The sequence below is a fragment of the Thioalkalivibrio thiocyanoxidans ARh2 genome, assembly GCF_000385215.1.
Taxonomy (GTDB): domain Bacteria; phylum Pseudomonadota; class Gammaproteobacteria; order Ectothiorhodospirales; family Ectothiorhodospiraceae; genus Thioalkalivibrio; species Thioalkalivibrio thiocyanoxidans.
Map to the genome: position 1 here is coordinate 25630 of NZ_ARQK01000036.1, position 21659 is coordinate 47288.

Here is a 21659-nt window from a genome sequence, read left to right on the forward strand (position 1 = left end):
CCCGGTGTCCGGGTCCCGACCTCTGGCCGGAATGCCTAGTTACTCGGATTGCCTATTTCGACTGGTCGTCCTGCTGCCCATCCGCGCCGCCGCCCTGGGCGCCCCGACGCGGGGACTTCTTCTTCTCGGATGCCATGGAGACCATGCGTACCCGACCCTCGCGGGAGACCGCCATCTGCTGGCCCGGGTCGATCGACTTGTTGTCCGGACGCTTGCGCATGGTCAGCGAGATCGCCGCGATGATCGCCACCAGCAGGATCACCGCCGCGATCTCGAACGGATAGACGTATTCGGTGTAGAGGATCGCGCCCAGTGCCTCGGTATTGGCGTACTCCGGCCCAGCGCGCTCCGGCACATCCATCGTGATGTAGCGGGTGATCACGGCCACCAGCACGGTCGCCATCGCCACCGCGACCACGATGCCCACCGGCAGATACTCGGTGAAGCCCTCGCGCAGCTTGGCGAGGTTGATGTCCAGCATCATGACCACGAACAGGAACAACACCATGACCGCGCCGACATAGACCAGCACCAGCACGATGCCGAGGAACTCCGCCTCCGCCAGCAGCCAGATTGCCGCCGCGGCGAAAAAGCACAGCACCAGAAACAGGGCCGCGTGCACCGGGTTGCGGACACTGATCATCGCCAGCGCCCCGCCCAGCAGGATCGCGCCGAAGAGATAGAAAAGAAGCAGCTCGAAGGTCATGGGGCGTTCCCTGCGTTACCGGTACGGGGCGTCGACCGCGCGGGCCTCGGCGATCTCTTTCTCGAAGCGATCACCAATGGCCAGGAGCTTGTCCTTGGTCATGATCTGCTCGCCCCGGTTTTCGAAGTGGTACTCGAAGATGTGCGTCTCGACGATGGAATCCACCGGGCAGGCCTCTTCGCAGAAGCCGCAGAAGATGCACTTGAACAGGTCGATGTCGTAGCGCGTGGTGCGGCGCGTGCCGTCCGCGCGCTCCTCGGAATCGATGGTAATCGCCAGCGCCGGGCAGACCGCCTCGCACAGCTTGCAGGCAATGCAGCGTTCCTCGCCATTCGGGTAGCGGCGCAGCGCATGCAGGCCGCGGAAACGCGGCGACATTGGGGTCTTCTCGTCCGGGTACTGCACGGTGAACTTGCGACTGAGCAGGTAGCGCCCGGTCAGGCGCAGCCCCAGCAGCAGCTCAAAGAACAGAAAACTCTTCAGGTAACGGCGCAACGCTTTCATCACGAACTCCTCAGGCGAACCACGGGCCGACGTTGAACGCGACCAGCACGCCTTCGACAAACAGCCAGAGGATGGTCACCGGGATCAGCACCTTCCAGCCCAGACGCATGATCTGGTCATAGCGATAGCGCGGGAAGGTGGCGCGGAACCACAAGAAGGCGAACAGGAACACCGCCGTCTTGAACAGGAACCAGTGGATGCCGTGACCCAGCAGCGCACCGATCACCGGCAGGTCAAAGGCCGCCTGCGGCAGGATCCCCTGGAACGGCGACAGCCAGCCACCAAGGAACAGGATCGCGACCAGGGCCGAGATCAGGATCATGTTCGCGTACTCGGCCAGGAAGAACACGGCAAAGGCCATGCCCGAGTACTCGACGTGGAAACCGGCGACGATCTCGGACTCGCCCTCGGCCACGTCGAACGGCGCGCGGTTGGTCTCGGCAATGCCCGAGATGAAGTAGACGAAGAACAGCGGCAGCAGCGGCAGCAGGAACCAGTGATACATGCTGCCCGACTGCGCCTCCACGATGCCGCCCACGTTCAGCGTGCCGGCGGCCATCAGCACGCCCACCAGCGCAAAGCCCATCGCGATCTCGTAGGAGACCAGTTGCGCGGCCGAACGCAGCGAGCCCAGCAGCGCGTACTTCGAGTTCGACGCCCAGCCGGCGATGATGATCCCGTACACGCCCAGCGAGGTGAGTGCGAGCAGGTACAGCAGTCCTGCGTTTACGTCGGCGAGCGCCCCGCCCTCGAAGAACGGGATCACCGCCCAGGCGGCCAGCGCCGGGGCAATGGTCAGCACCGGGGCGCTAAGGAACAGGAAGCGGTTGGCGTTGGTCGGAAGGATGACCTCCTTGGTCAGCAGCTTCAGCGCGTCCGCGATCGGCTGCAGCCAGCCGCGCGGGCCCACCCGGTTCGGCCCGACGCGCACGTGGGCATAGCCAATCACCTTGCGTTCGGCAAAGGTCGTATAGGCCACGGCCAGCATCAGCGGGATCACGATCAGCTGAATGCCGATCAGGATCTGGATCACTGTCGGCAGGCCGCTGTAGAAGTTCATCATCCAGTCGAACATGTCTTACGTTCCCTCAGGCACGCGCGAGCGTGACCGTGGCGTTCGGGGCGCCCAACCGGCCCATGGCCGTCGAGCCCGCAAAGGTCACCGCCAGGCCCACCGGCACGGCGTCGTCCAGGATCAGGGTCAGTTCCGTCTCGGCGCCATCCTGGCGCAGCTTCACGCGCGAACCCGTATCCAGTCCGCCCGCGGATTCGGGATGCACGACCACGCACTCGGCCAGCTCGCCCTCGGGGCTGGTCTGCAACGGCTCGGCGCGGCGCACCACGGCATCGGTGCTGTACAGCCCGGCGGCCTGGACCCGATACAGGCCGCCCTGTGCCGGTTCCGGCAGGGAGACCTGGACCTTGTTCATGTTGACCGCGGTGTCGAAACTGGCATCCGTCAGAAGACCCTTCAGTTCGTCGCGCACCGCGCGCGAATCGAGGTAATCCATGCCGCGCTGTTCCAGCAGATTCCCGAGCACGCGCCAGACCTTCCAGCCGGGACGAACGTCTTCCGGCGCACGGGCGGCGGCGCGGTAGCTCTGCCAGCGGCCCTCCACATTCACGAAGGTCCCGGAGTTCTCGAAGCTGGTTGCGACCGGGAGCAGGACGTCGGCCACGGCCTCGAGATCCGTGCTGGCGTAGGCACTCAGTGCGACCACGAACCCGGCCTTGTCCAGCGCGGCGCGGAGCGCCACCGGATCGGCCCCGTCGCGGCCCGGCTCGACACCGGCCAGCACGAAGGCCTCCCGGCCCTCGGTGATCATCTGGACGGCGTTCTTGCCAGCGGCGTCGATCTCGGCCCCGGCAGGTCCCCGGTGCGGCAGCGCGCCGGCCAGCCAGGCACCCGCGGCGCTGGCACCAACCGGCAGATAGCCCAGCCGGGCACCGGTATGCTTGGCGATCCAGCCCGCCAGCGCCCGCAGGGTGGCGAAGGCCGGCCCGTGGATCGCGACCTGGCCCAGCAGTACATGGCCCTGCTCGGCATCCAGCAGCGACTTCGCAATGTGGTCGAACGCCGCACGTGTGTCCGCGTCATCGGACTCGGCGGCCTTGACGATCTTTTCCAGCTTCTTCGGCAGCGACTTGCCGGCGGCGGCGAGTTGCCCGGCGACACCTGCCAGTGCCATCACCTGATCGCGCTCGTGCCCGACCAGCTGGGCCTGAACCGGATAGGTCAGATCCAGCAGCATGTCGTTGATCAGACTGACGCGCGCCCCGCGCGATGCCGCCTTGCGCAGGCGATGTGCCAGCAGCGGCTGCTCGCGCCGTGGATTGGTGCCGACCAGCAGCACGGCGTCTGCGGTCTCCAGCTCGCCGATCGACGAGCCGAGATACGGGAACAACGGTGCGGCCGCCTCGTCGGAGAAATCCACCTGGTCCAGCCGATGGTCGATGTCGGTGACGCCCATGCCACGCAGCACCTTCTGCGCCAGATAGTGCTCCTCCACCGAAAGCGACGGGGAGAGCAGCGCACCAATTCGCTCGGGGGCGGTCTCCTTCAGGCCCTCTACCGCATAGCTCAGGGCGGTCTCCCAGGAGACGTCCTGCCACTGGCCGTCCACCTTCATGCGCGGCCGGGTCAGGCGATCCTCGGCATACAGGCCGGTGTAGCTGAAGCGGTCGCGGTCGGAGATCCAGGTCTCGTTGACCGCCTCGTTGTCGCGCGGCACCACGCGCATCGCACGCCCGTCGTGGGTATGCAGATAGAGGTTGGAACCGACTGCATCGTGCGGGGCGATGGTCGCGGCCTGCGAAAGCTCCCAGGCACGCGCGGTGTAGCGCGACGGCTTGGCGGTCAGCGCACCGACCGGGCACAGGTCGATCACGTTGCCCGACAGCTCGTGGGCCACGGTCTTCTCGACGTAGGTGCCAATGCGCATGTGCTCGCCGCGCCCCGTGGCGCCCAGTTCGCGCACCCCGGCGATCTCTTCGCCAAAGCGCACGCAGCGGGTGCAGTGGATGCAGCGGGTCATCTCGGTCTCGATCAGCGGACCGATGTCCTTGTCCTTCACCACGCGCTTGGCTTCGGTGTACTTGGATACGCTCTCGCCGTAGCCCATGGCCACGTCCTGCAGCTCGCACTCGCCACCCTGATCGCAGATCGGGCAGTCCAGCGGGTGGTTGATCAGCAGGAACTCCATGGTCCCCTTCTGCGCGCGCAGCGCCAGCGGGGACTGGGTGTAGACCTTCATCCCGTCCATGACCGGGGTCGCGCAGGCGGGGAGCGGCTTGGGCGCCTTCTCCACCTCGACCAGACACATACGGCAGTTCGCCGCCACCGACAGCTTCTTGTGGTAGCAAAACCGCGGAATGCGGATATCGGCATCGTCCGCCACGTCGATCAGCATGGCGCCCTTGGGCGCCTCGATCGTGCGGCCGTCAATCTCGATGCTGACCAGATCCTGCTTCTGATCCTGACTCATGCTCGATTCCTGCTGCGGATGCGCGGAGGGCGTCAGGCGGCGTCTGCCACCGGGCTCCGACCGTGCTGGATGTAGTATTCGAATTCGTGGCGGAAGTGCTTGACGAAGCTGCGCACCGGCATCGCGGCGGCATCACCCAGGGCGCAGATGGTATGCCCCTCGATCTTGCTGGCCACATCGTCCAGGCGTTCCAGGTCCTCGGGGCGACCCTGCCCCTCGACGATGCGGGTCAGCATGCGGTAGAGCCAGCCGGTGCCCTCGCGGCAGGGCGTGCACTGGCCGCAGGACTCGGAGAAGTAGAAACGGGAGATGCGCTGCAGGGCCTTGACCATGTCGGCGGTCTCGTCCATCACGATCACCGCGCCGGAGCCCAGCATGGAACCGGCCTGGGCGATGGAGTCGAAGTCCATGTTGGCCTTCAGCATCGCGTCGCCCGGGACCACCGGCACCGATGATCCGCCAGGGATCACGGCCTTGAGCTTCCGCCCGTTCAGCACGCCGCCGGCCATCTCCAGCAGGTCCTTGAACGGCGTGCCCAGCGGGATCTCGTAGTTCCCCGGCTTGTTCACGTGCCCGGACACGGAAAAGAGTTTCTCGCCACCGGATTTGGGCACGCCCAGATCGGCGAACCATTGCCCGCCGTTGCGGATGATCGCCGGGATCGAAGCCAGCGACTCGGTATTGTTGATGGTGGTCGGCTTGCCGTAGAGACCGTAGTTGGCCGGGAACGGCGGCTTGAAGCGCGGCTGGCCCTTCTTGCCTTCCAGCGACTCCAGCAGCGCCGTCTCCTCGCCGCAGATGTAGGCGCCGGCACCCAGCGACGGGTAGAGATCGAAATCGACCCCGGAGCCGAAGATGTCCTTGCCCAGATAACCGTTCGCGTAGGCTTCGTCCAGCGCGGCCATGAAGCGGGTGTTCACCTCGTCCATGAACTCGCCGCGCATGTAGTTGTAGCCCACCGTCGCACCGATCGCGTAGCCGGCGATCGCCATGCCCTCGATCAGGGCATGCGGGTTGTACATCAGGATCTCGCGGTCCTTGCAGGTGCCCGGCTCGGATTCGTCCGAGTTGCAGACGATGTACTTCTGCCCCGGGGTGTTGCGCGGCATGAAGGACCACTTGAGCCCGGTGGGGAAGCCCGCCCCGCCGCGGCCGCGCAGATTGGAGGCCTTGACCTCCTCGATCACGTCCTCGGGGGACATCTTGCCCTTGTAGACCTTCTCCAGGGCCTGGTAACCGCCGACGCTCTGGTAGGTCTCGAGCGAGGCCGGATCGTCCAGGTAGCGGGTCGCAAAGCAGATCTGGTTGGCCATGCTACTTCTCCAGACCGTCGAGAATCTCGTCCACCTTCTCGGGGGTGAGATTCTCGTAGTAGACGTGATCCACCTGCATCATCGGGGCACCACAACAGGCCGCCAGGCACTCCTCTTCCTGCTTCAGGTAGAACTTGCCGTCCGGCGTGCTTTCGCCGAGCTTGATGCCGAGCCGGTTTTCCAGGTGCTCGATAATCTTGTCCGAACCGCGCAGCATGCAGGAGATGTTGTTGCACACCATGATCGTGTGCTTGCCCACCGGCTCCAGCGAATACATGGAGTAGAACGAACCGACCTCGTAGACCGCGATCGGCGGCAGATCCAGGTACTCGGCCACGGCGTCCATCTTCTCGGTGGAGAGATAGCCGTCCTCGTGCTGTACCGCGCGCAGGGCGGCCAGCACCGCGGAGCGCTTCTGGTCGTCCGGATAGCGCGCCAGCCAGGTATCGATCTCCTCGCGCTCGTGGTCGCTGAGCTCGACCTTCTTGCCCGCGGGCTTGTGGAAGGCGACGGTTTTCTGTTCGGCAGCCATCAGCGGTCGATCTCCCCGAATACGATGTCCTGGGTCCCGATGATCGCGACCACATCGGCCAGCATGTGGCCGCGCGCCATCTCGTCCAGCGCGGACAGGTGCACAAAGCCCGGCGGACGGACCTTCAGGCGATAGGGCTTGTTGGAACCATCCGAGACGAGGTACACGCCGAACTCGCCCTTCGGATGCTCCACCGCGGCATAGGCCTCGCCCTCCGGCAGACACATGCCCTCGGTGAACAGCTTGAAGTGGTGGATCAGGGCCTCCATGTCGGCCTTCATCTCCTCGCGCTTGGGCGGGGTGATCTTGTGATCCTCCAGCAGCACCGGGCCCGGGTTCTGGCGCAGCCAGTCCACACACTGGCGGATGATGCGATTGGACTGGCGCATCTCCTCCATGCGGACCAGGTAGCGGTCGTAGCAGTCGCCGTTGGCACCCACCGGGATATCGAAGTCGAGCCGGTCATAGACCTCGTAGGGCTGCTTCTTGCGCAGGTCCCACTCGATGCCGGAGCCGCGCAGCATCGGGCCGGTAAAGCCCAGCTGCATGGCGCGTTCGGGATCGACCACGCCGATCCCCACGGTGCGCTGCTTCCAGATGCGGTTGTCGGTCAGCAGGGTCTCGTACTCGTCCACGCACCCCGGGAAACGCTCGGTAAACGCCTCGATGAAGTCCAGCAGCGAGCCCTGACGAATCCTGTTCAGGTCATCCACGACATCCTGGGACTTCCACGAAGACGGCTGGTACTGCGGCATCGTGCCCGGCAGGTCGCGCGCAACCCCACCCGGGCGATAGTAGGTCGCGTGCATACGCGCGCCGGAGACCGCCTCGTAGCAGTCCATCAGGTCCTCGCGCTCGCGGAAGGCATAAAGGAACACCGCCATCGCGCCGATATCCAGCGCGTGGGCGCCCAGCCACATCAGGTGATTCAGGATGCGGGTGATCTCGTCGAACATCACCCGGATGTACTGCGCGCGCAGCGGGGCCTCGATCTGGAGCAGCTTTTCCATCGCGAGCACATAGCCGTGCTCGTTGGCCATCATCGACACGTAGTCGAGGCGGTCCATGTAGCCAATGGACTGGTTGTAGGGCTTGCTCTCGGCGAGCTTTTCGGTACCGCGATGCAGCAGACCGATATGCGGGTCGGCGCGCTGCACGACCTCGCCGTCCATCTCCAGCACAAGGCGCAGCACGCCATGGGCGGACGGATGCTGCGGCCCGAAGTTCAGGGTGAAGTTGCGAATCTCAGGCATTCTCGGCTCCTTCGCCCGGCTTCTGGCCCTCGCTGTAGCGATGGTCGTCGCGGATCACCTTGGGCACCAGCACGCGCGGCTCGATGGTCACCGGCTGGTACACCACGCGCGCCTGCTCGGCGTCGTAGCGCATCTCCACATGACCGACCAGCGGGAAGTCCTTGCGGAACGGATGGCCGACAAACCCGTAGTCGGTGAGGATGCGGCGCAGGTCCGGATGCCCGGAGAACAGGATCCCGAACAGGTCAAAGGCCTCGCGCTCGAACCAGTTGGCCGAGGCCCAGACCTCCACCAGCGACTCGACCTCGGGGAATTCGTCATCCGCCAGCCAGGCGCGCATGCGCAGGCGGCGATTGTGCTGGATCGACAGCAGCTGCACGGCGACGGTGAAACGCGGACCGTCCCAGAGGCTGTCTTCCGGGGCGTCGTCGAAGGTGAAGCGCCCGGAGGTGGCCGCCTCGACCCCGCGGGAGAAGCCGGTGTTGGTCGCGGACTCGGTGCCCCACTCGTCCTGGCCGTACTCGAGATAGTCCACGCCACACAGGTCGATCAGGATCTCGAAGCCGAACGCGTCACGCAGCTTCTCGGCGGCCTCGCGCCAGGACTCCGGCCGGATATCGACCGTGACCTCGTCATAGGCCTCCGTGACCGTCTCCAGGGCGTCGCCCAGTTCCGCCCGCAGGGCGTCGATCCAGTTGTCTTGTTCAGCCATCTGAAACCCCGGGTGCGTCAGCGCGCGATGGTGTTCGTGCGCCGGATCTTGTTCTGCAGCTGGATGATGCCGTAGAGCAGTGCCTCGGCCGTGGGCGGACAGCCCGGCACGTAGACATCCACCGGCACGATGCGGTCGCACCCGCGCACCACGGCGTAGGAGTAGTGGTAGTAGCCGCCGCCATTCGCGCAGGAACCCATCGAGATCACCCAGCGCGGCTCGGGCATCTGGTCGTACACCTTGCGCAGCGCCGGAGCCATCTTGTTGACCAGCGTGCCGGCGACGATCATCACGTCCGACTGGCGCGGGCTGGGCCGGAAGATGATCCCGAAACGGTCCAGGTCATAGCGCGCAGCACCCGCATGCATCATCTCCACCGCGCAACAAGCCAGGCCGAAAGTCATGGGCCACAGGGAGCCTGTACGCGCCCAGTTGATGAGCTTGTCAGCCGAGGTGGTGACGAAGCCCTTTTCAAGAACGCCTTCTATTCCCATTCCAGCGCCCCCTTCTTCCACTCATAAATGAACCCAACGACCAGAATGAGCAAAAACACGGCCATCGCAAGAAGCCCGAACAGGCCAATGGCATCCAGCGATACCGCCCACGGGAAGAGAAATGCGATCTCGAGATCGAAGATGATGAAGAGGATCGCGACCAGGTAGAAGCGCACGTCGAACTTCAGCCGCGAGTCCTCGAAGGCCTCGAAGCCGCACTCGTATGGCGAGTTCTTCGCGGCGTCCGGCTTGCGTGGCCCGACGGCCATCCCGACCACCAGCGGCACGATGCCGATCACGATGCCCACTGCGATGAACAGCAGGATGGGTAGATAACCTTCCAGCATGTCTCTCTCCCGTACACCGCCCTCGGGCGGGTCGGTTCGCAGGGTGCCGCGTGGATCCGGCGCGTCCGCGAGCCGTTCTAGCGTTGCTGGTTGAATGCGCCGGCAGGTGGCCACCTCGATGGACGAGGCCGGGGCGCATACCGGGCACGGAGTCTAGGTGAACCGCAAAAACGGTGTCAAGTGTCTCTTATTTTATAAGTTACTGATTTTTATTTGTTTTGACTCTCGGCGCCACATTACAGCATGACTCCGAGCGCCGTTAAATATGGTGCAGATGGTGGGACTCGAACCCACACGGCTTTCGCCACTACCCCCTCAAGATAGCGTGTCTACCAATTCCACCACATCTGCTTGATTACGAGGCCGCAACGGCCTACTCAGGTACGTCGGCCGGGCGATCGGGTGCCGGCCTATCCGCCTCTTCCTCCGGCGGGACCGTCCCGGGAACCCCTTCCGGGATGTCGCCCTCTTCCTGAAGCTCTTGCGCCTCCAGCTGGTCCATGAGGCTTTCCGCCTGAGGCGTCGAGGAAGCTAGATAGGCCAGAGTCAGGCTGTTCAGGAAGAACACCACCGCGAGAAAGGCCGTGGAACGGCTCAGGAAATTCGCCGACCCGCGTGCGCCGAACACGGTCGCAGACGCGCCACTGCCAAAGGCCGCACCCGCGTCGGCACCCTTGCCATGCTGCATCAGCACAAGGGCGATCAGGGCGATCGAGACCGCCACCTGAACGACCAGGAGCAACCCGTAGATCATGCCGCGACCCGCTCGCCCGCTGCACGGGCGATCGCGGTAAAGGCGTCGGCATCCAGCGAGGCGCCACCGATCAGGCCGCCGTCGATGTCTTCCAGCGCCAGCAGACCCGCAGCGTTGTCGGCCTTCATGCTGCCGCCGTAGAGGATGCGCAGATCCGCGGCCACGCGGGGATCACGCCCCGCGATGCGGTTGCGGATAAAGGCATGCACTTCCTGCGCCTGCTCGGGCGTGGCAGTCAGACCGGTCCCGATCGCCCAGACCGGCTCGTAGGCGATCACGGCACGGTCGAAGGCCTCGACGCCGGCCGCATCGAGTACCGCGTCCAGCTGTTCGGACACCACCGACTCGGTGCGTCCGTCCTCGCGATCGTTCTTCTGCTCGCCCACACACAGGATTGGAGTCAGGCCGGCGGCCTGGGCGGCGATGAACTTGGCCGCCACCCATTCGCTGGTCTCGTTCTGGCGCTCGCGGCGCTCGGAGTGACCAACGATCACGTAACGGCAGCCCGCCTCGGCCAGCATGGAACCGGCCAGCTCACCGGTATAGGCGCCCTTTTCCTGATCCGAGCAGTCCTGGGCACCCACCTCGATCACACTGCCCGACAGGGTGTCGGCGATCTCGGCGAGATAGACGGCGGGCGGACACACCGCGACGTCGACGCCCTGCAGGTCACCCAGACTACCCTTCAGGGCCGACAGGAGGGCGCGGTTCGCCTCGCGCGAACCGTTCATCTTCCAGTTACCGGCGACCAGCGGCTTGCGCATGCGGATCTTCCTCCTGCGAGAACGGTCGGATCCGGTCAGATACACGGAGTCCGATCATAATGATTAGAGCGGCGGGATGTTACCGGCGCACCCGGCGCAAATCAACCGAGCCCGGCACTTGGTCGGGGGGAAGCACGAACGGGCACCGCGCGCCCGATGATCCGGGTCAAACGACCGTGCGGATACTGTCGGCGATGCGTTCGGCGGCCTGGCGGGTAGTGCTCTCGTCCTCGGCCTCCACCATCACACGCACCAGCGGCTCGGTACCCGACGGACGCAGGAGGACACGCCCGTGCACGCCCAGTTCGGCCTCCACCGCGGCGACCTCGGAACGCACCGCGGGTGCTTCAAGACAGCCATTGGCCTTGCCCGCAAGCGGGACATTCACCAGACACTGCGGCAGCTTCGGGATCTTCACCGCGAGCTGGGCGAGCGAGCGGCCGGTACGATGCATCAAGTGGGCCACCTGCAACGCCGCGACGATTCCATCGCCCGTGGTCGTATGCTCCAGGCAGACAATGTGGCCCGACCCTTCACCGCCCAGCATCCAGTCACGCTGACGCAGCTCCTCGAGCACATAGCGGTCCCCCACCTTCGCACGAACAAACGGAATGCCCTGCTCACTCAGGGCGTTCTCGAGCCCGAGGTTGGTCATCAACGTGCCGACCACCCCTCCGCGGAGGAGGCCGGACTGCTGGCGATCCAGCGCGAGGATCCCCAGGATCTGGTCGCCATCAACGATGTTGCCATTCGCATCCGCCAGGATCACCCGGTCGCCGTCGCCGTCCAGGGCAATGCCGAGGTCAGCTCCGGAGGCCTTTACCTGTTCGGCCATCACCTCGGGGTACAACGCGCCCACACCCGCGTTGATGTTGTAACCATCCGGGCGGGCGCCCAGCACCTCCACCTCGGCCCCGAGCTCCTCGAATACCGGCGGGGCCACGTTGTAGGTCGCCCCATGGGCACAATCAACCACCACGCGCAGGCCGCGCAGCTCCGAGCGTGCCGGAATCGCACTCTTGCAGAACTCGATATAGCGGCCGGCGGCGTCCGCGATGCGCACGGCCTTGCCCAGGTGCTCTCCGTCCACCGAGCGCAGCGGCTCTTCCAGCCGCGCCTCGATGGCCTCCTCCACCTCATCGGCGAGCTTGTCGCCCTCCGGAGTGAAGAACTTGAAGCCATTATCGTGAAACGGATTGTGCGAAGCGCTGATCACCACACCGGCCGTCGCGCGGAAGGTGCGTGTGAGGTAGGCGACCGCGGGCGTCGGCATGGGACCCAGCAGGGCCACATCCAGACCCGCCGCCGACAAGCCGGCCTGCAAGGCCGACTCGAACATGTAACCCGAGACCCGGGTGTCCTTCCCGACAAGCACCGGGCCCTGACGCTGGCATCTCGCGCCCAGTACCTCACCCACCGCATAGCCCAGACGCAGCGCGAACTCGGGCGTCATCGGCCAGTCGCCAGTCCGCCCACGAATCCCGTCGGTGCCGAAATAACGCCCCATGCCGCTTGCTTCTCCCTTAACGTCGAATATGAATCACGGCTGGCGGGAGCCCCGCCATGCCTGTGGTGTCAGTGCGAAGTATAGCGCCAGCGCATCCCGCGTCCCTGCGACATCGTGCACACGCAGGACACGCGCGCCGGCCTGTGCCGCCAGCAGCGCCGCAATCGCGGAACCGGCATCACGTTCCTGTACCGGGCGATCACCCAGCAGGGCACCGATCATCGACTTGCGCGACACCCCCACCAGCAGCGGGGACCCGAGGTCGGCCAGCACGGGCAGTGCGTGGAACAGCGCCAGGTTGTGCTCCAGCGTCTTGCCGAACCCGAAGCCCGGATCCAGCAGCAACTGCTCGCCTGGAACGCCCGCACGCACCAGCGCCTCGCGCCGATCGCGCAAAAACTCGCCGACCTCCCGCGCGACATCTTCGTAGTGCGGGGCCTGCTGCATGGACTGCGGCTCCCCCTGCATGTGCATCGCGCACAGGGCCACACCCTTTTCGCGCGCGGCGGCCACGGCGGCCTCCCAGGCCCCCTCGGCGCGGAACCCGTTGACGTCGTTCAGCAGGGTGGCCCCGGCCGCCACGGCCTCGCGCATCAGTTCCGGTTTCATCGTGTCCACCGACAACGGCACATCCAGTTCCGTGGACAGGGCCTCGATCACGGGCAACACCCGCCGGCGTTCCTCTTCGAGCGCAACCGGCTGCGCCCCCGGGCGCGTCGACTCGCCCCCGATATCGATCAGGTCGGCCCCCTGTTCCACCATCGCGCGGGCGTGCGCCAGGGCCTGCTCCACACGGTGATACGACCCACCATCGGAAAACGAGTCCGGGGTGATGTTCAGGATGCCCATGATTCGAGGACGGTCCAGCGCCAGCTGGTGCCCTCCGCAACGCAGGATCGCGGTCACGCCTTGCGTATCCATGCCCATGTCTTGGTGCTCCCCGCCAAATGAAAAGGCCGCCAGAGAGTCCCTGGCGGCCCATGGTGGCCTGTTGCCTGTTGCCACCCGATTGGTGCGTCGATCAGGACTGCGGAGCAGGTCCGCCGACGACGCCCTTGCTGTCGCCGTCCTCCCGGCCATCGTCGGAGTCGGCGGCGGACTCGTCGCTCGCCTGCGCCGACCCACCGGAACCGCTGTCGCTGTCCCAGTCCGCCGGTTCACGCGGCTCGCGGCCGGCCATGATGTCCTCGATTTGCTTGTCGTCGATGGTCTCGTACCTCATCAACGCCTTGGCCATCGCATGCAACTTGTCGAGATTGTCCAGCAGAATCTGCTTCGCATGCTGGTAGTTGGTGTCGATGATCCGGCGCACTTCGGCATCGATCTGCCGCGCGGTCTCGTCAGACATCGGCTTGGACTTGCCCATCTGACCACCCAGGAACGGCTGCCCTTCCTCTTCTCCGTAATCCAGCGGGCCCAGTTTCTCGGACAGCCCCCACTTGGTCACCATGTTGCGGGCGATCTGGGTGGCACGCTCGATGTCGTTGGAGGCACCGGTGGTCACTTTCTCGTCGCCGAAGATGATCTCTTCCGCCAGGCGCCCGCCGAACAGGCTCGCCAGCTGGCTCTCCAGCCGAGTCTTGGAGTGGCTGTAGCGGTCTTCCTCCGGCAGGAACATGGTCACGCCCAGGGCGCGCCCGCGCGGGATGATGCTGACCTTGTACACCGGGTCGTGCTCGGGGACCGTCAGCCCGACGATCGCATGGCCCGCCTCGTGGTAGGCCGTCAGCTTCTTCTCGTCCTCGGACATCACCATGGACTTGCGCTCGGCGCCCATCATGATCTTGTCCTTGGCGCGCTCGAAGTCGCTCATGTCGACCAGGCGCTTGCCGGCGCGCGCCGCAAACAGCGCCGCCTCGTTGACCAGGTTCGCAAGATCCGCACCGGAGAACCCCGGCGTACCCCGCGCGATCAGATCGGGGCGCACGTCATCCGCCAGCGGCGTCTTTTTCATGTGGACCTTCAGGATCTGCTCGCGGCCCCGCACGTCTGGCGGCGGCACCACCACCTGACGGTCAAATCGGCCCGGGCGCAGCAGCGCCGGATCGAGTACATCCGGGCGGTTGGTCGCGGCAATCACGATGATCCCCTCGGTACCCTCGAAGCCGTCCATCTCGACCAGCAGCTGGTTCAGCGTCTGCTCGCGCTCGTCATGACCACCACCCATGCCGGCGCCACGCTGGCGGCCGACCGCATCGATCTCGTCGATGAAGATGATGCAGGGGGCGTGCTTCTTGGCCTCGGAGAACATGTCACGCACTCGCGAGGCACCCACGCCGACGAACATCTCGACGAAGTCGGAACCGGAGATGCTGAAGAACGGGACCTTGGCCTCGCCGGCGATGGCCTTGGCCAGCAGCGTCTTCCCGGTACCCGGCGAGCCGACCATCAGCACGCCGCGCGGGATCTGTCCGCCCAGCTTCTGGAACTTGGAGGGGTCACGCAGGAAGTCGACCAGCTCGGAGACCTCGTCCTTCGCCTCGTCGCACCCGGCCACGTCGCCAAACGTGACCTTGACCTGGTCCTCGGACATCAGCTTGGCCTTGGACTTGCCGAAGGACATCGCCCCACGACCGGCGCCACCGCCACCCTGCATCTGGCGCATGAAGTAGATCCACACGGCGATCAGCAGCAGCATCGGGAACCAGCTGATCAGAATGCTCATCAGCAACCCGCGCTCGGCATCCTCCTGCGCGTTGATCTCCACATTGTTCTGGAGGAGATCCCCGATCAGCCCGGTGTCGTTGGGATTCACGGTGCTGAAACGCTGACCCTCGATGGTCTGACCGCGAATCTTGTCGCCCTCGATGGTGACGCTGTCGATACGACCGCCCTGTACATCCCGGATGAACTCGGAATAGGTAATACTCCGCACATCCTGCTGCTGTTGCGGGCTGAAGTTATTGAACACCGACATCAGGACGATCGCGATGACCGCCCAGATGATCAAATTCTTGGCCAGACCGTTCAAAACGACACCTCAAGAAACTATAAGAACGTGGATTCCTGCGAGCTTTACACATCCCGGGGGCCGCGCGCCAATACGTACACTTCCCGTGACCGTGGACGCGAGGCCTGCGGCTTGCGCACCTGGACCTTCTCGAACCGGCGCCGCACTTCGGCCAGAAAGGCATCCGATCCCTCGCCCTGAAACAACTTGACCAGCAGCGCACCCCGAGGGTTCAGCACATCGCAGGCCAGCTCCAGTGCCAGTTCGCACAGATGGATCGAGCGTGGCTGGTCAATGGCATCCGTACCCGTCAGGTTGGGGGCCATATCGGAAAGCACAAGATCCGCGCGCTGACCGTCCAGCGCCTCCAGGATCGCCTCCAGGACCGCGTCCTCGCGAAAGTCACCGGTGATAATCGTGGCACCGGGTACTGGATCCATCGGCAGGATATCGGAGGCCACCAGCACCCCCTTGCGACCGATCCTTTGCGCGGCGTACTGCGTCCAGCCGCCCGGCGCAGCGCCCAGGTCGACCACACGCATGCCCGGTTTGAGAAGCCGGTCACGTTCGTCGATCTCCTGCAGCTTGTACACGGCTCGACCGCGCCAGCCCTCCTGCTGGGCCCGCTGCACGTACGGGTCGTCGAAGTGCTCCTTCAGCCAGCGCTGACTGGAACGGCTACGCTTGGGCACCGCAGTTCTCCAGGATCAAACACGCGATCCGCGTGCTACAATTTCCGTGTTCCAATACCGAATCGAATCCCACGTGAATCTGACCGACGCGCAACGCCGCCATCTGCGCAGCCTCGCCCACCCGCGCAAGCCCATCGTGACCATCGGCCGCAATGGCCTGACGGACGCCGTGGTCAAGGAGCTGGAACAGGCACTGGCGCATCACGAACTGGTCAAGATCAAGGTCAATATCGGCGACCGCGAGGCCCGCAATGGCACCGTCGAGGCCTTGTGCGAACGCACGGGTGCGGCACTGGTCCAGCGCATTGGCTACGTGGCAACCCTGTTCCGCCGAAACCCGGACGAACCGAAGGTGACCCTGGACCCGGCGTGATCCGGCTACGTCAGTTTACGTAGCGGACCTCCAGAATCTCGTATTCCGTCTCGCCACCGGGGGCCTGCACCGTCACGACATCGCCCTCTTCCTTCCCGATCAGCGCCCGTGCAATCGGCGAGGACACCGAGATCATGTTCTGCTTGATGTCGGCCTCGTCGTCACCGACGATCTTGTAGGTCACCTGGCGCCCGTCTTCGGTAGCCTCGAGCACGACGGTCACGCCGAACACGACCTTGCCCGTCTGCGGCAGGGTGGTCACGTCGATGATCTGGGCATTCGCAAGCGTGGCCTCCAGCTCACGAATTCGTCCTTCAATGAAGCTCTGCTGCTCGCGCGCGGCGTGGTATTCGGCGTTCTCCTTCAGGTCGCCGTGTTCGCGCGCCTCGGCAATCGCATTCACCACCCGCGGGCGATCCTCGGCCTTGAGCTTTTTCAGCTCCGCCTTCATCTTCTCGGCGCCGGTTACGGTCAGCGGGGTCTTGTTCATGCGCGCTTCCCTCCAAGATTTTCCTGGTGGAGGTCCTGCAGCCGGAAGACGTCATTCGCTCCCAGGTGGTCCAGGGCCTGCACCGTAGCGCGGGCGCCAGCGATGGTCGTGGTGTACCCCACCTTGTGCATCAGCGCCTCGCGGCGAATGGTGTAGGAGTCGGAGGTCGACTGCTTGCCCTCCACGGTGTTGATGATGAAGCTGATCTCGTCGTTCTTGATCATGTCGACAATATGCGGGCGGCCCTCGGTGACCTTGTTCACGCGCGTCACCGCGATATCGGCCTCTTCCAGAATCTTCGCCGTGCCCCGGGTCGCCAGCACCTCGAAGCCCAGCTCGACCAGGCGGCGGGCCACCTCGCCCACCAGTGGCTTGTCGATCTCGCGCACCGACACGAAGGCCTTGCCGGCCGACGGCAGCAACACGCCCGCGCCCAGCTGGCTCTTGGCGAAGGCCTCGGCGAAACTGCGCCCGACCCCCATCACCTCGCCGGTGGACTTCATCTCCGGCCCCAGGATCGGGTCCACGCCCTGGAACTTGGCAAACGGGAATACCGATTCCTTCACCGAGTAGTAGTCCGGGTACACGGCATCGCCCACGCCCTGTTCGGGCAGGGTCTGGCCGGCCATGCAGCGCGCGGCGATCTTGGCCAGCGGCCGTCCGACGGCCTTGGACACGTATGGCACGGTGCGCGAGGCGCGCGGATTGACCTCCAGCACGTAGATGTCGTCGCCCTTGATCGCGAACTGGGTGTTCATCAGGCCCACGACCTTGAGTCCCAGCGCCATCTTGCGCACCTGCTCGACCATCTCGTCCTGCAGCGCCATCGACAGCGAGAACGGCGGCAGCGAGCAGGCGGAGTCGCCCGAGTGCACGCCGGCCTGCTCAATGTGCTCCATGATCCCGCCGATGATCACGTTCTCGCCGTCCGAGATCGCATCGACATCGACCTCGATCGCGTCATCCAGGAAGCGGTCCAGCAGCACCGGGGCATCGTTGGAGACGGAGACCGCGTGCTGCATGTAGCTGCGCAGGTCCTCGCGGTCGCGCACGATCTCCATCGCGCGTCCGCCGAGCACGTAGGACGGGCGCACCACCAGCGGGTAGCCGATCTCGTCGGCCAGCTTCTCCGCCTCTTCCTCGCTGCGCGCGGTGCGGTTCGGCGGCTGCTTGAGCCCCAGCTTGTTCAGCAGGGCCTGGAAGCGCTCGCGGTCCTCGGCCAGGTCGATCGAGTCCGGGCTGGTGCCGATGATCGGCACGCCCGCCGCCTCGAGATCCCGCGCGAGCTTCAGCGGGGTCTGGCCGCCGTACTGCACGATCACACCGGCCGGGTTCTCGGTCGCGACAACCTCCAGCACGTCCTCCAGGGTCAGCGGCTCGAAATACAGCCGGTCGGAGGTGTCGTAGTCGGTGGAGACGGTCTCCGGGTTGCAGTTGACCATGATGGTCTCGTAGCCGTCCTCGCGCATCGCGAGGGCGGCATGCACGCAGCAGTAATCGAACTCGATGCCCTGGCCGATCCGGTTCGGCCCGCCACCCAGGACCATGATCTTCTGCTTGTCGGTCGGCTCCGCCTCATTCTCCTCTTCATAGGAGGAGTACATGTAGGCGGTGGTGGTCGCGAACTCGGCCGCACAGGTATCCACCCGCTTGTACACCGGGCGCACGCCGAGGGCGTGGCGGTGCTTGCGCACGGCCTTCTCGGTCTCGTTGAGGATCGTCGCCAGGCGCAGGTCGGAGAAGCCGCGCTGCTTCAGGCGGTACATCTCCTCGGCCTTGATGTCACCCAGGATGCGGTCGCGCAGGCCCTTCTCGACATCGACCAGTTCCTGGATCTGGGCCAGGAACCAGGGATCGATCGCGGTCAGGTCGAAGATGTCCTGGATCGAGAAGCCGGCGCGGAAGGCATCCGCCACGTACAGCACCTGCTCCGGGCTGGGGTTGGCGAGCTTCGTGCGCAGCTGGTCGACGACGTCGTCGGCTTCCAGGTCAATGCGCTCGTCAAGGCCGTCCATGCCGGTCTCCATCGAGCGCAGCGCCTTCTGGAACGACTCCTGGAAGGTGCGGCCGATGGCCATGGCCTCGCCCACCGCCTTCATCTGCGTGGTCAGCCGCGCCTCGGCCTGCGGGAACTTCTCGAAGGTGAAGCGCGGGATCTTGGTGACCACGTAGTCGATGGACGGCTCGAACGAGGCCGGGGTCAGCCCGCCGGTGATCTCGTTTTTCAGCTCGTCGAGGGTGTAGCCCACCGCCAGCTTGGCCGCGACCTTGGCGATCGGGAAGCCGGTCGCCTTGGAGGCCAGCGCGGAGGAACGCGACACCCGCGGGTTCATCTCGATCACGATCATGCGCCCGTTCTCCGGGTTGATCGCGAACTGCACGTTGGAGCCGCCGGTCTCCACGCCGATCTTGCGCAGCACCGCCAGCGAGGCGTCGCGCATGATCTGGTATTCCTTGTCGGTCAGGGTCTGCGCCGGCGCCACGGTGATCGAGTCCCCGGTGTGGATGCCCATCGGGTCCAGGTTCTCGATGGAGCAGATGATGATGCAGTTGTCCGCCTTGTCGCGGACCACCTCCATCTCGAACTCCTTCCAGCCCAGCGCGGACTCCTCCAGCAGCACCTGGTTCACCGGCGAGAGGTCGAGCCCATTCTTGACGATGTACTCGAACTCCTCGCGGTTGTAGGCGATACCGCCGCCCGAGCCGCCGAGGGTGAACGACGGCCGGATGATCACCGGGAAGCCGATCTTCGGCTGGATCTCCTGTGCCTCTTCCCAGGAATGCGCGAGCATCGCGGTCGGCGTATCCAGGCCGATGTCGGCCATCGCCGCCTTGAAGTGGTCGCGGTCCTCGGCCATGTCGATCGCCGCCTCGTTGGCACCGATCATCTCCACCCCGAACTTCTTGAGCACGCCTTCGTTTGACAGGTCCAGCGCGCAGTTCAGCGCGGTCTGCCCGCCCATGGTCGGCAGGATCGCATCCGGGCGCTCCTTCTCGATGATCTGGGCGACGGTTTGCCATTCCACCGGCTCGATGTAGGTGGCATCCGCCATCTCCGGATCAGTCATGATGGTCGCCGGGTTGGAGTTCACCAGGATCACCCGGTAGCCCTCCTCGCGCAGGGCCTTGCAGGCCTGGGCGCCGGAGTAGTCGAACTCGCAGGCCTGACCGATCACGATCGGGCCGGCCCCGAGGATCAGGATGCTCTGGATGTCGGTACGCTTGGGCATGTGACGGCTCTCGCAGGCTGTCGAAATCGGAAATTCTGGAGTAGGGAGGGCGCTAGCGGCGCGCGGCGCGCATCATCTCGACGAAGTCGTCGAACGCCGGGGACACATCGTGCGGGCCCGGGCTGGCCTCGGGGTGCCCCTGCAGGCTGAAGGCCGGGCAGTCGGTGCGGGCGATCCCCTGCAGCGTGCCGTCGAACAGCGACCGGTAGGTCGGCGTCAGCGTATCGGGCAGGCTGTCCTCGTCGATCGCAAAGCCGTGGTTCTGCGACGAGATCATCACCCGCCCGCTTTCCTCGTGCCGGATCGGGTGGTTGGCCCCGTGGTGGCCGAACTTCATCTTCACGCTCTTGCCGCCACTGGCGATCCCCAGCAGCTGGTGCCCGAGACAGATACCGAACAGCGGCAGCTTGCGCTCGCAGAACTCGCGGATCGCCTCGATCGCATAGGTGCAGGGTTCCGGGTCGCCCGGGCCGTTGGACAGGAACACCCCGTCGGGTTTCAGCTCCATGACCTCGTCTACCGGCGTCTCGGCGGGCACCACGGTCACGCGACAGCCGCGCTCGGCGAGCATGCGCAGGATGTTCCGCTTCATGCCGAAGTCGTAGGCCACCACATGGTATTCGGCCTTCTCCGGATCCACCCGGGCCGGCTCCTCGCCGAGCTGCCAGGTGCCCTCCAGCCATTCGTAGCGGTTGCGCGTGGTGACCTCGCGCGCCAGGTCCATGCCCTTGATACCGGGGAACTCGCGCGCGGCCGCCAGGGCCGCTTGCTCGTCCACCTCGCCGGCCTGGATGCAGCCGTTCAGCGCGCCCTTCTCGCGCAGGATGCGGGTCAGCTTGCGGGTATCGATCCCGCTGATCGCCACAATGCCGTGACGCAGCAGGTAATCCGGCAGCGACTCGCGCGAACGCCAGTTCGACACCAGCGGCGGCAGGTCGCGGATGATCAGGCCGGCGGCATGGGCGCGCGCGGACTCGTCGTCCTCCGGGTTGGTGCCGGTGTTGCCGATATGCGGATAGGTCAGCGTGACCAGCTGCCGGTGGTAGGAGGGGTCCGTCAGGATCTCCTGATAGCCGGTCATCGCGGTGTTGAACACCACCTCGCCGACCGTCTGGCCCTGGGCGCCAATCGCCTGACCATGAAACACAGTGCCATCTTCCAGGACGAGCAGAGCAGGCGCGGACACGGGGACCTCCGGATGGTCTGGGTCGGGGCCGCCAGGCCCTTTGCCGGCGGCGGTACTGCGATTCATTCGGGATCTTCGACCCGACCTCGCCCGCACCGTTCTGCCGGGGCTGGACCCCGCATTCGGGCAACGGTTCGGCGGCTGAGTGACGGGTGCGGTTACGCCTGCAAGTGTACGCGAGCGCCGCGCGCGACGTCCAACGAACACGCCTACAGCGCTCTCGTGGAACACCTTCGAATACAGCCCTTGCCGGGGGCAACAGATACCTGCCCTCGGGGGCCAGACATGCGAAAGGGGCCACTCGGGCCCCTTTGCTTGAATCTGGCGGAGAGGGAGGGATTACTCGGCACTGCGTGCCTCGCCCTTC

At 65.4% G+C, this 21659-nt stretch carries 20 protein-coding genes and 1 tRNA gene; 1 reads left to right on the top strand and 20 read right to left on the bottom strand.

The window, feature by feature from the left end; genetic code table 11:
• Window positions 1-52: 52 nt before the first annotated feature.
• The 17 genes from G372_RS0103065 to rlmE form a co-directional block, all read right to left on the bottom strand.
• The gene (locus G372_RS0103065) at window positions 53-706 is read right to left on the bottom strand and encodes an NADH-quinone oxidoreductase subunit J (RefSeq protein WP_019623580.1); all 654 of its coding nucleotides are present in this window, start codon (window positions 704-706) and stop codon (window positions 53-55) included.
• A 15-nt stretch (window positions 707-721) separates the two neighbouring features.
• Complete coding sequence (nuoI, locus tag G372_RS0103070) at window positions 722-1210, bottom strand: NADH-quinone oxidoreductase subunit NuoI (protein ID WP_018864977.1); 489 nt, start codon at window positions 1208-1210, stop codon at window positions 722-724.
• Window positions 1211-1220: 10 nt separating this feature from the next.
• On the bottom strand, window positions 1221-2285 hold the full coding sequence (gene nuoH / locus G372_RS0103075; RefSeq protein ID WP_018864976.1) for an NADH-quinone oxidoreductase subunit NuoH: 1065 nt from the start codon (window positions 2283-2285) through the stop codon (window positions 1221-1223).
• Window positions 2286-2298: 13 nt separating this feature from the next.
• Window positions 2299-4695 carry an NADH-quinone oxidoreductase subunit NuoG gene (gene nuoG / locus G372_RS0103080; RefSeq protein ID WP_019623581.1) on the bottom strand — a complete coding sequence of 799 codons (2397 nt, stop codon included), beginning with the start codon at window positions 4693-4695 and terminating at the stop codon, window positions 2299-2301.
• 32 nt (window positions 4696-4727) lie between these two features.
• Window positions 4728-6008, bottom strand: a complete 1281-nt coding sequence (gene nuoF / locus G372_RS0103085) for an NADH-quinone oxidoreductase subunit NuoF (protein ID WP_019623582.1) — start codon at window positions 6006-6008, stop codon at window positions 4728-4730.
• 1 nt (window position 6009) lies between these two features.
• Entirely contained in the window at window positions 6010-6540 is a 531-nt protein-coding gene (locus tag G372_RS0103090) for an NADH-quinone oxidoreductase subunit NuoE family protein (protein WP_018864973.1), read from the bottom strand.
• The gene (locus tag G372_RS0103095) at window positions 6540-7793 is read right to left on the bottom strand and encodes an NADH-quinone oxidoreductase subunit D (protein ID WP_018864972.1); all 1254 of its coding nucleotides are present in this window, start codon (window positions 7791-7793) and stop codon (window positions 6540-6542) included. The genes G372_RS0103090 and G372_RS0103095 overlap by 1 nt, the downstream gene beginning before the upstream one ends.
• On the bottom strand, window positions 7786-8505 hold the full coding sequence (locus G372_RS0103100; protein ID WP_019623583.1) for an NADH-quinone oxidoreductase subunit C: 720 nt from the start codon (window positions 8503-8505) through the stop codon (window positions 7786-7788). The genes G372_RS0103095 and G372_RS0103100 overlap by 8 nt, the downstream gene beginning before the upstream one ends.
• Before the next feature lie 17 nt (window positions 8506-8522).
• Complete coding sequence (locus G372_RS0103105) at window positions 8523-8999, bottom strand: NuoB/complex I 20 kDa subunit family protein (RefSeq protein ID WP_012982122.1); 477 nt, start codon at window positions 8997-8999, stop codon at window positions 8523-8525.
• Window positions 8990-9346 (bottom strand): NADH-quinone oxidoreductase subunit A, encoded by a 357-nt coding sequence (locus G372_RS0103110; RefSeq protein WP_012982121.1) that lies wholly within the window; start codon window positions 9344-9346, stop codon window positions 8990-8992. Before G372_RS0103110 ends, G372_RS0103105 begins: the two co-directional genes overlap by 10 nt.
• A 266-nt stretch (window positions 9347-9612) precedes the next feature.
• Window positions 9613-9697: transfer RNA gene (locus tag G372_RS0103115), tRNA-Leu, on the bottom strand.
• A 22-nt stretch (window positions 9698-9719) separates the two neighbouring features.
• On the bottom strand, window positions 9720-10100 hold the full coding sequence (gene secG / locus G372_RS0103120) for a preprotein translocase subunit SecG (protein WP_018864969.1): 381 nt from the start codon (window positions 10098-10100) through the stop codon (window positions 9720-9722).
• Complete coding sequence (gene tpiA, locus G372_RS0103125; protein WP_019623585.1) at window positions 10097-10864, bottom strand: triose-phosphate isomerase; 768 nt, start codon at window positions 10862-10864, stop codon at window positions 10097-10099. The genes secG and tpiA overlap by 4 nt, the downstream gene beginning before the upstream one ends.
• A gap of 166 nt (window positions 10865-11030) precedes the next feature.
• The gene (glmM, locus tag G372_RS0103130; RefSeq protein ID WP_018864967.1) at window positions 11031-12371 is read right to left on the bottom strand and encodes a phosphoglucosamine mutase; all 1341 of its coding nucleotides are present in this window, start codon (window positions 12369-12371) and stop codon (window positions 11031-11033) included.
• 33 nt (window positions 12372-12404) lie between these two features.
• Window positions 12405-13298 (bottom strand): dihydropteroate synthase, encoded by an 894-nt coding sequence (gene folP / locus G372_RS0103135; RefSeq protein ID WP_019623586.1) that lies wholly within the window; start codon window positions 13296-13298, stop codon window positions 12405-12407.
• A gap of 94 nt (window positions 13299-13392) precedes the next feature.
• On the bottom strand, window positions 13393-15342 hold the full coding sequence (gene ftsH / locus G372_RS0103140) for an ATP-dependent zinc metalloprotease FtsH (protein WP_019623587.1): 1950 nt from the start codon (window positions 15340-15342) through the stop codon (window positions 13393-13395).
• A gap of 44 nt (window positions 15343-15386) precedes the next feature.
• Entirely contained in the window at window positions 15387-16013 is a 627-nt protein-coding gene (rlmE, locus tag G372_RS0103145; RefSeq protein ID WP_019623588.1) for a 23S rRNA (uridine(2552)-2'-O)-methyltransferase RlmE, read from the bottom strand.
• A gap of 73 nt (window positions 16014-16086) precedes the next feature.
• Between rlmE and yhbY the strand changes: the two genes are divergently transcribed.
• Window positions 16087-16386, top strand: a complete 300-nt coding sequence (yhbY, locus tag G372_RS0103150) for a ribosome assembly RNA-binding protein YhbY (RefSeq protein WP_018864963.1) — start codon at window positions 16087-16089, stop codon at window positions 16384-16386.
• 10 nt (window positions 16387-16396) lie between these two features.
• Here the strand turns inward: yhbY and greA are convergent, their stop codons facing one another.
• The 3 genes from greA to carA are packed head-to-tail and all read right to left on the bottom strand — an operon-like array spanning window position 16397 to window position 21292.
• The gene (gene greA, locus G372_RS0103155) at window positions 16397-16876 is read right to left on the bottom strand and encodes a transcription elongation factor GreA (RefSeq protein ID WP_018864962.1); all 480 of its coding nucleotides are present in this window, start codon (window positions 16874-16876) and stop codon (window positions 16397-16399) included.
• Entirely contained in the window at window positions 16873-20106 is a 3234-nt protein-coding gene (gene carB, locus G372_RS0103160) for a carbamoyl-phosphate synthase large subunit (RefSeq protein WP_018864961.1), read from the bottom strand. The genes greA and carB overlap by 4 nt, the downstream gene beginning before the upstream one ends.
• A 52-nt stretch (window positions 20107-20158) precedes the next feature.
• Window positions 20159-21292 carry a glutamine-hydrolyzing carbamoyl-phosphate synthase small subunit gene (carA, locus tag G372_RS0103165; protein ID WP_019623589.1) on the bottom strand — a complete coding sequence of 378 codons (1134 nt, stop codon included), beginning with the start codon at window positions 21290-21292 and terminating at the stop codon, window positions 20159-20161.
• Window positions 21293-21659 lie beyond the last annotated feature (367 nt).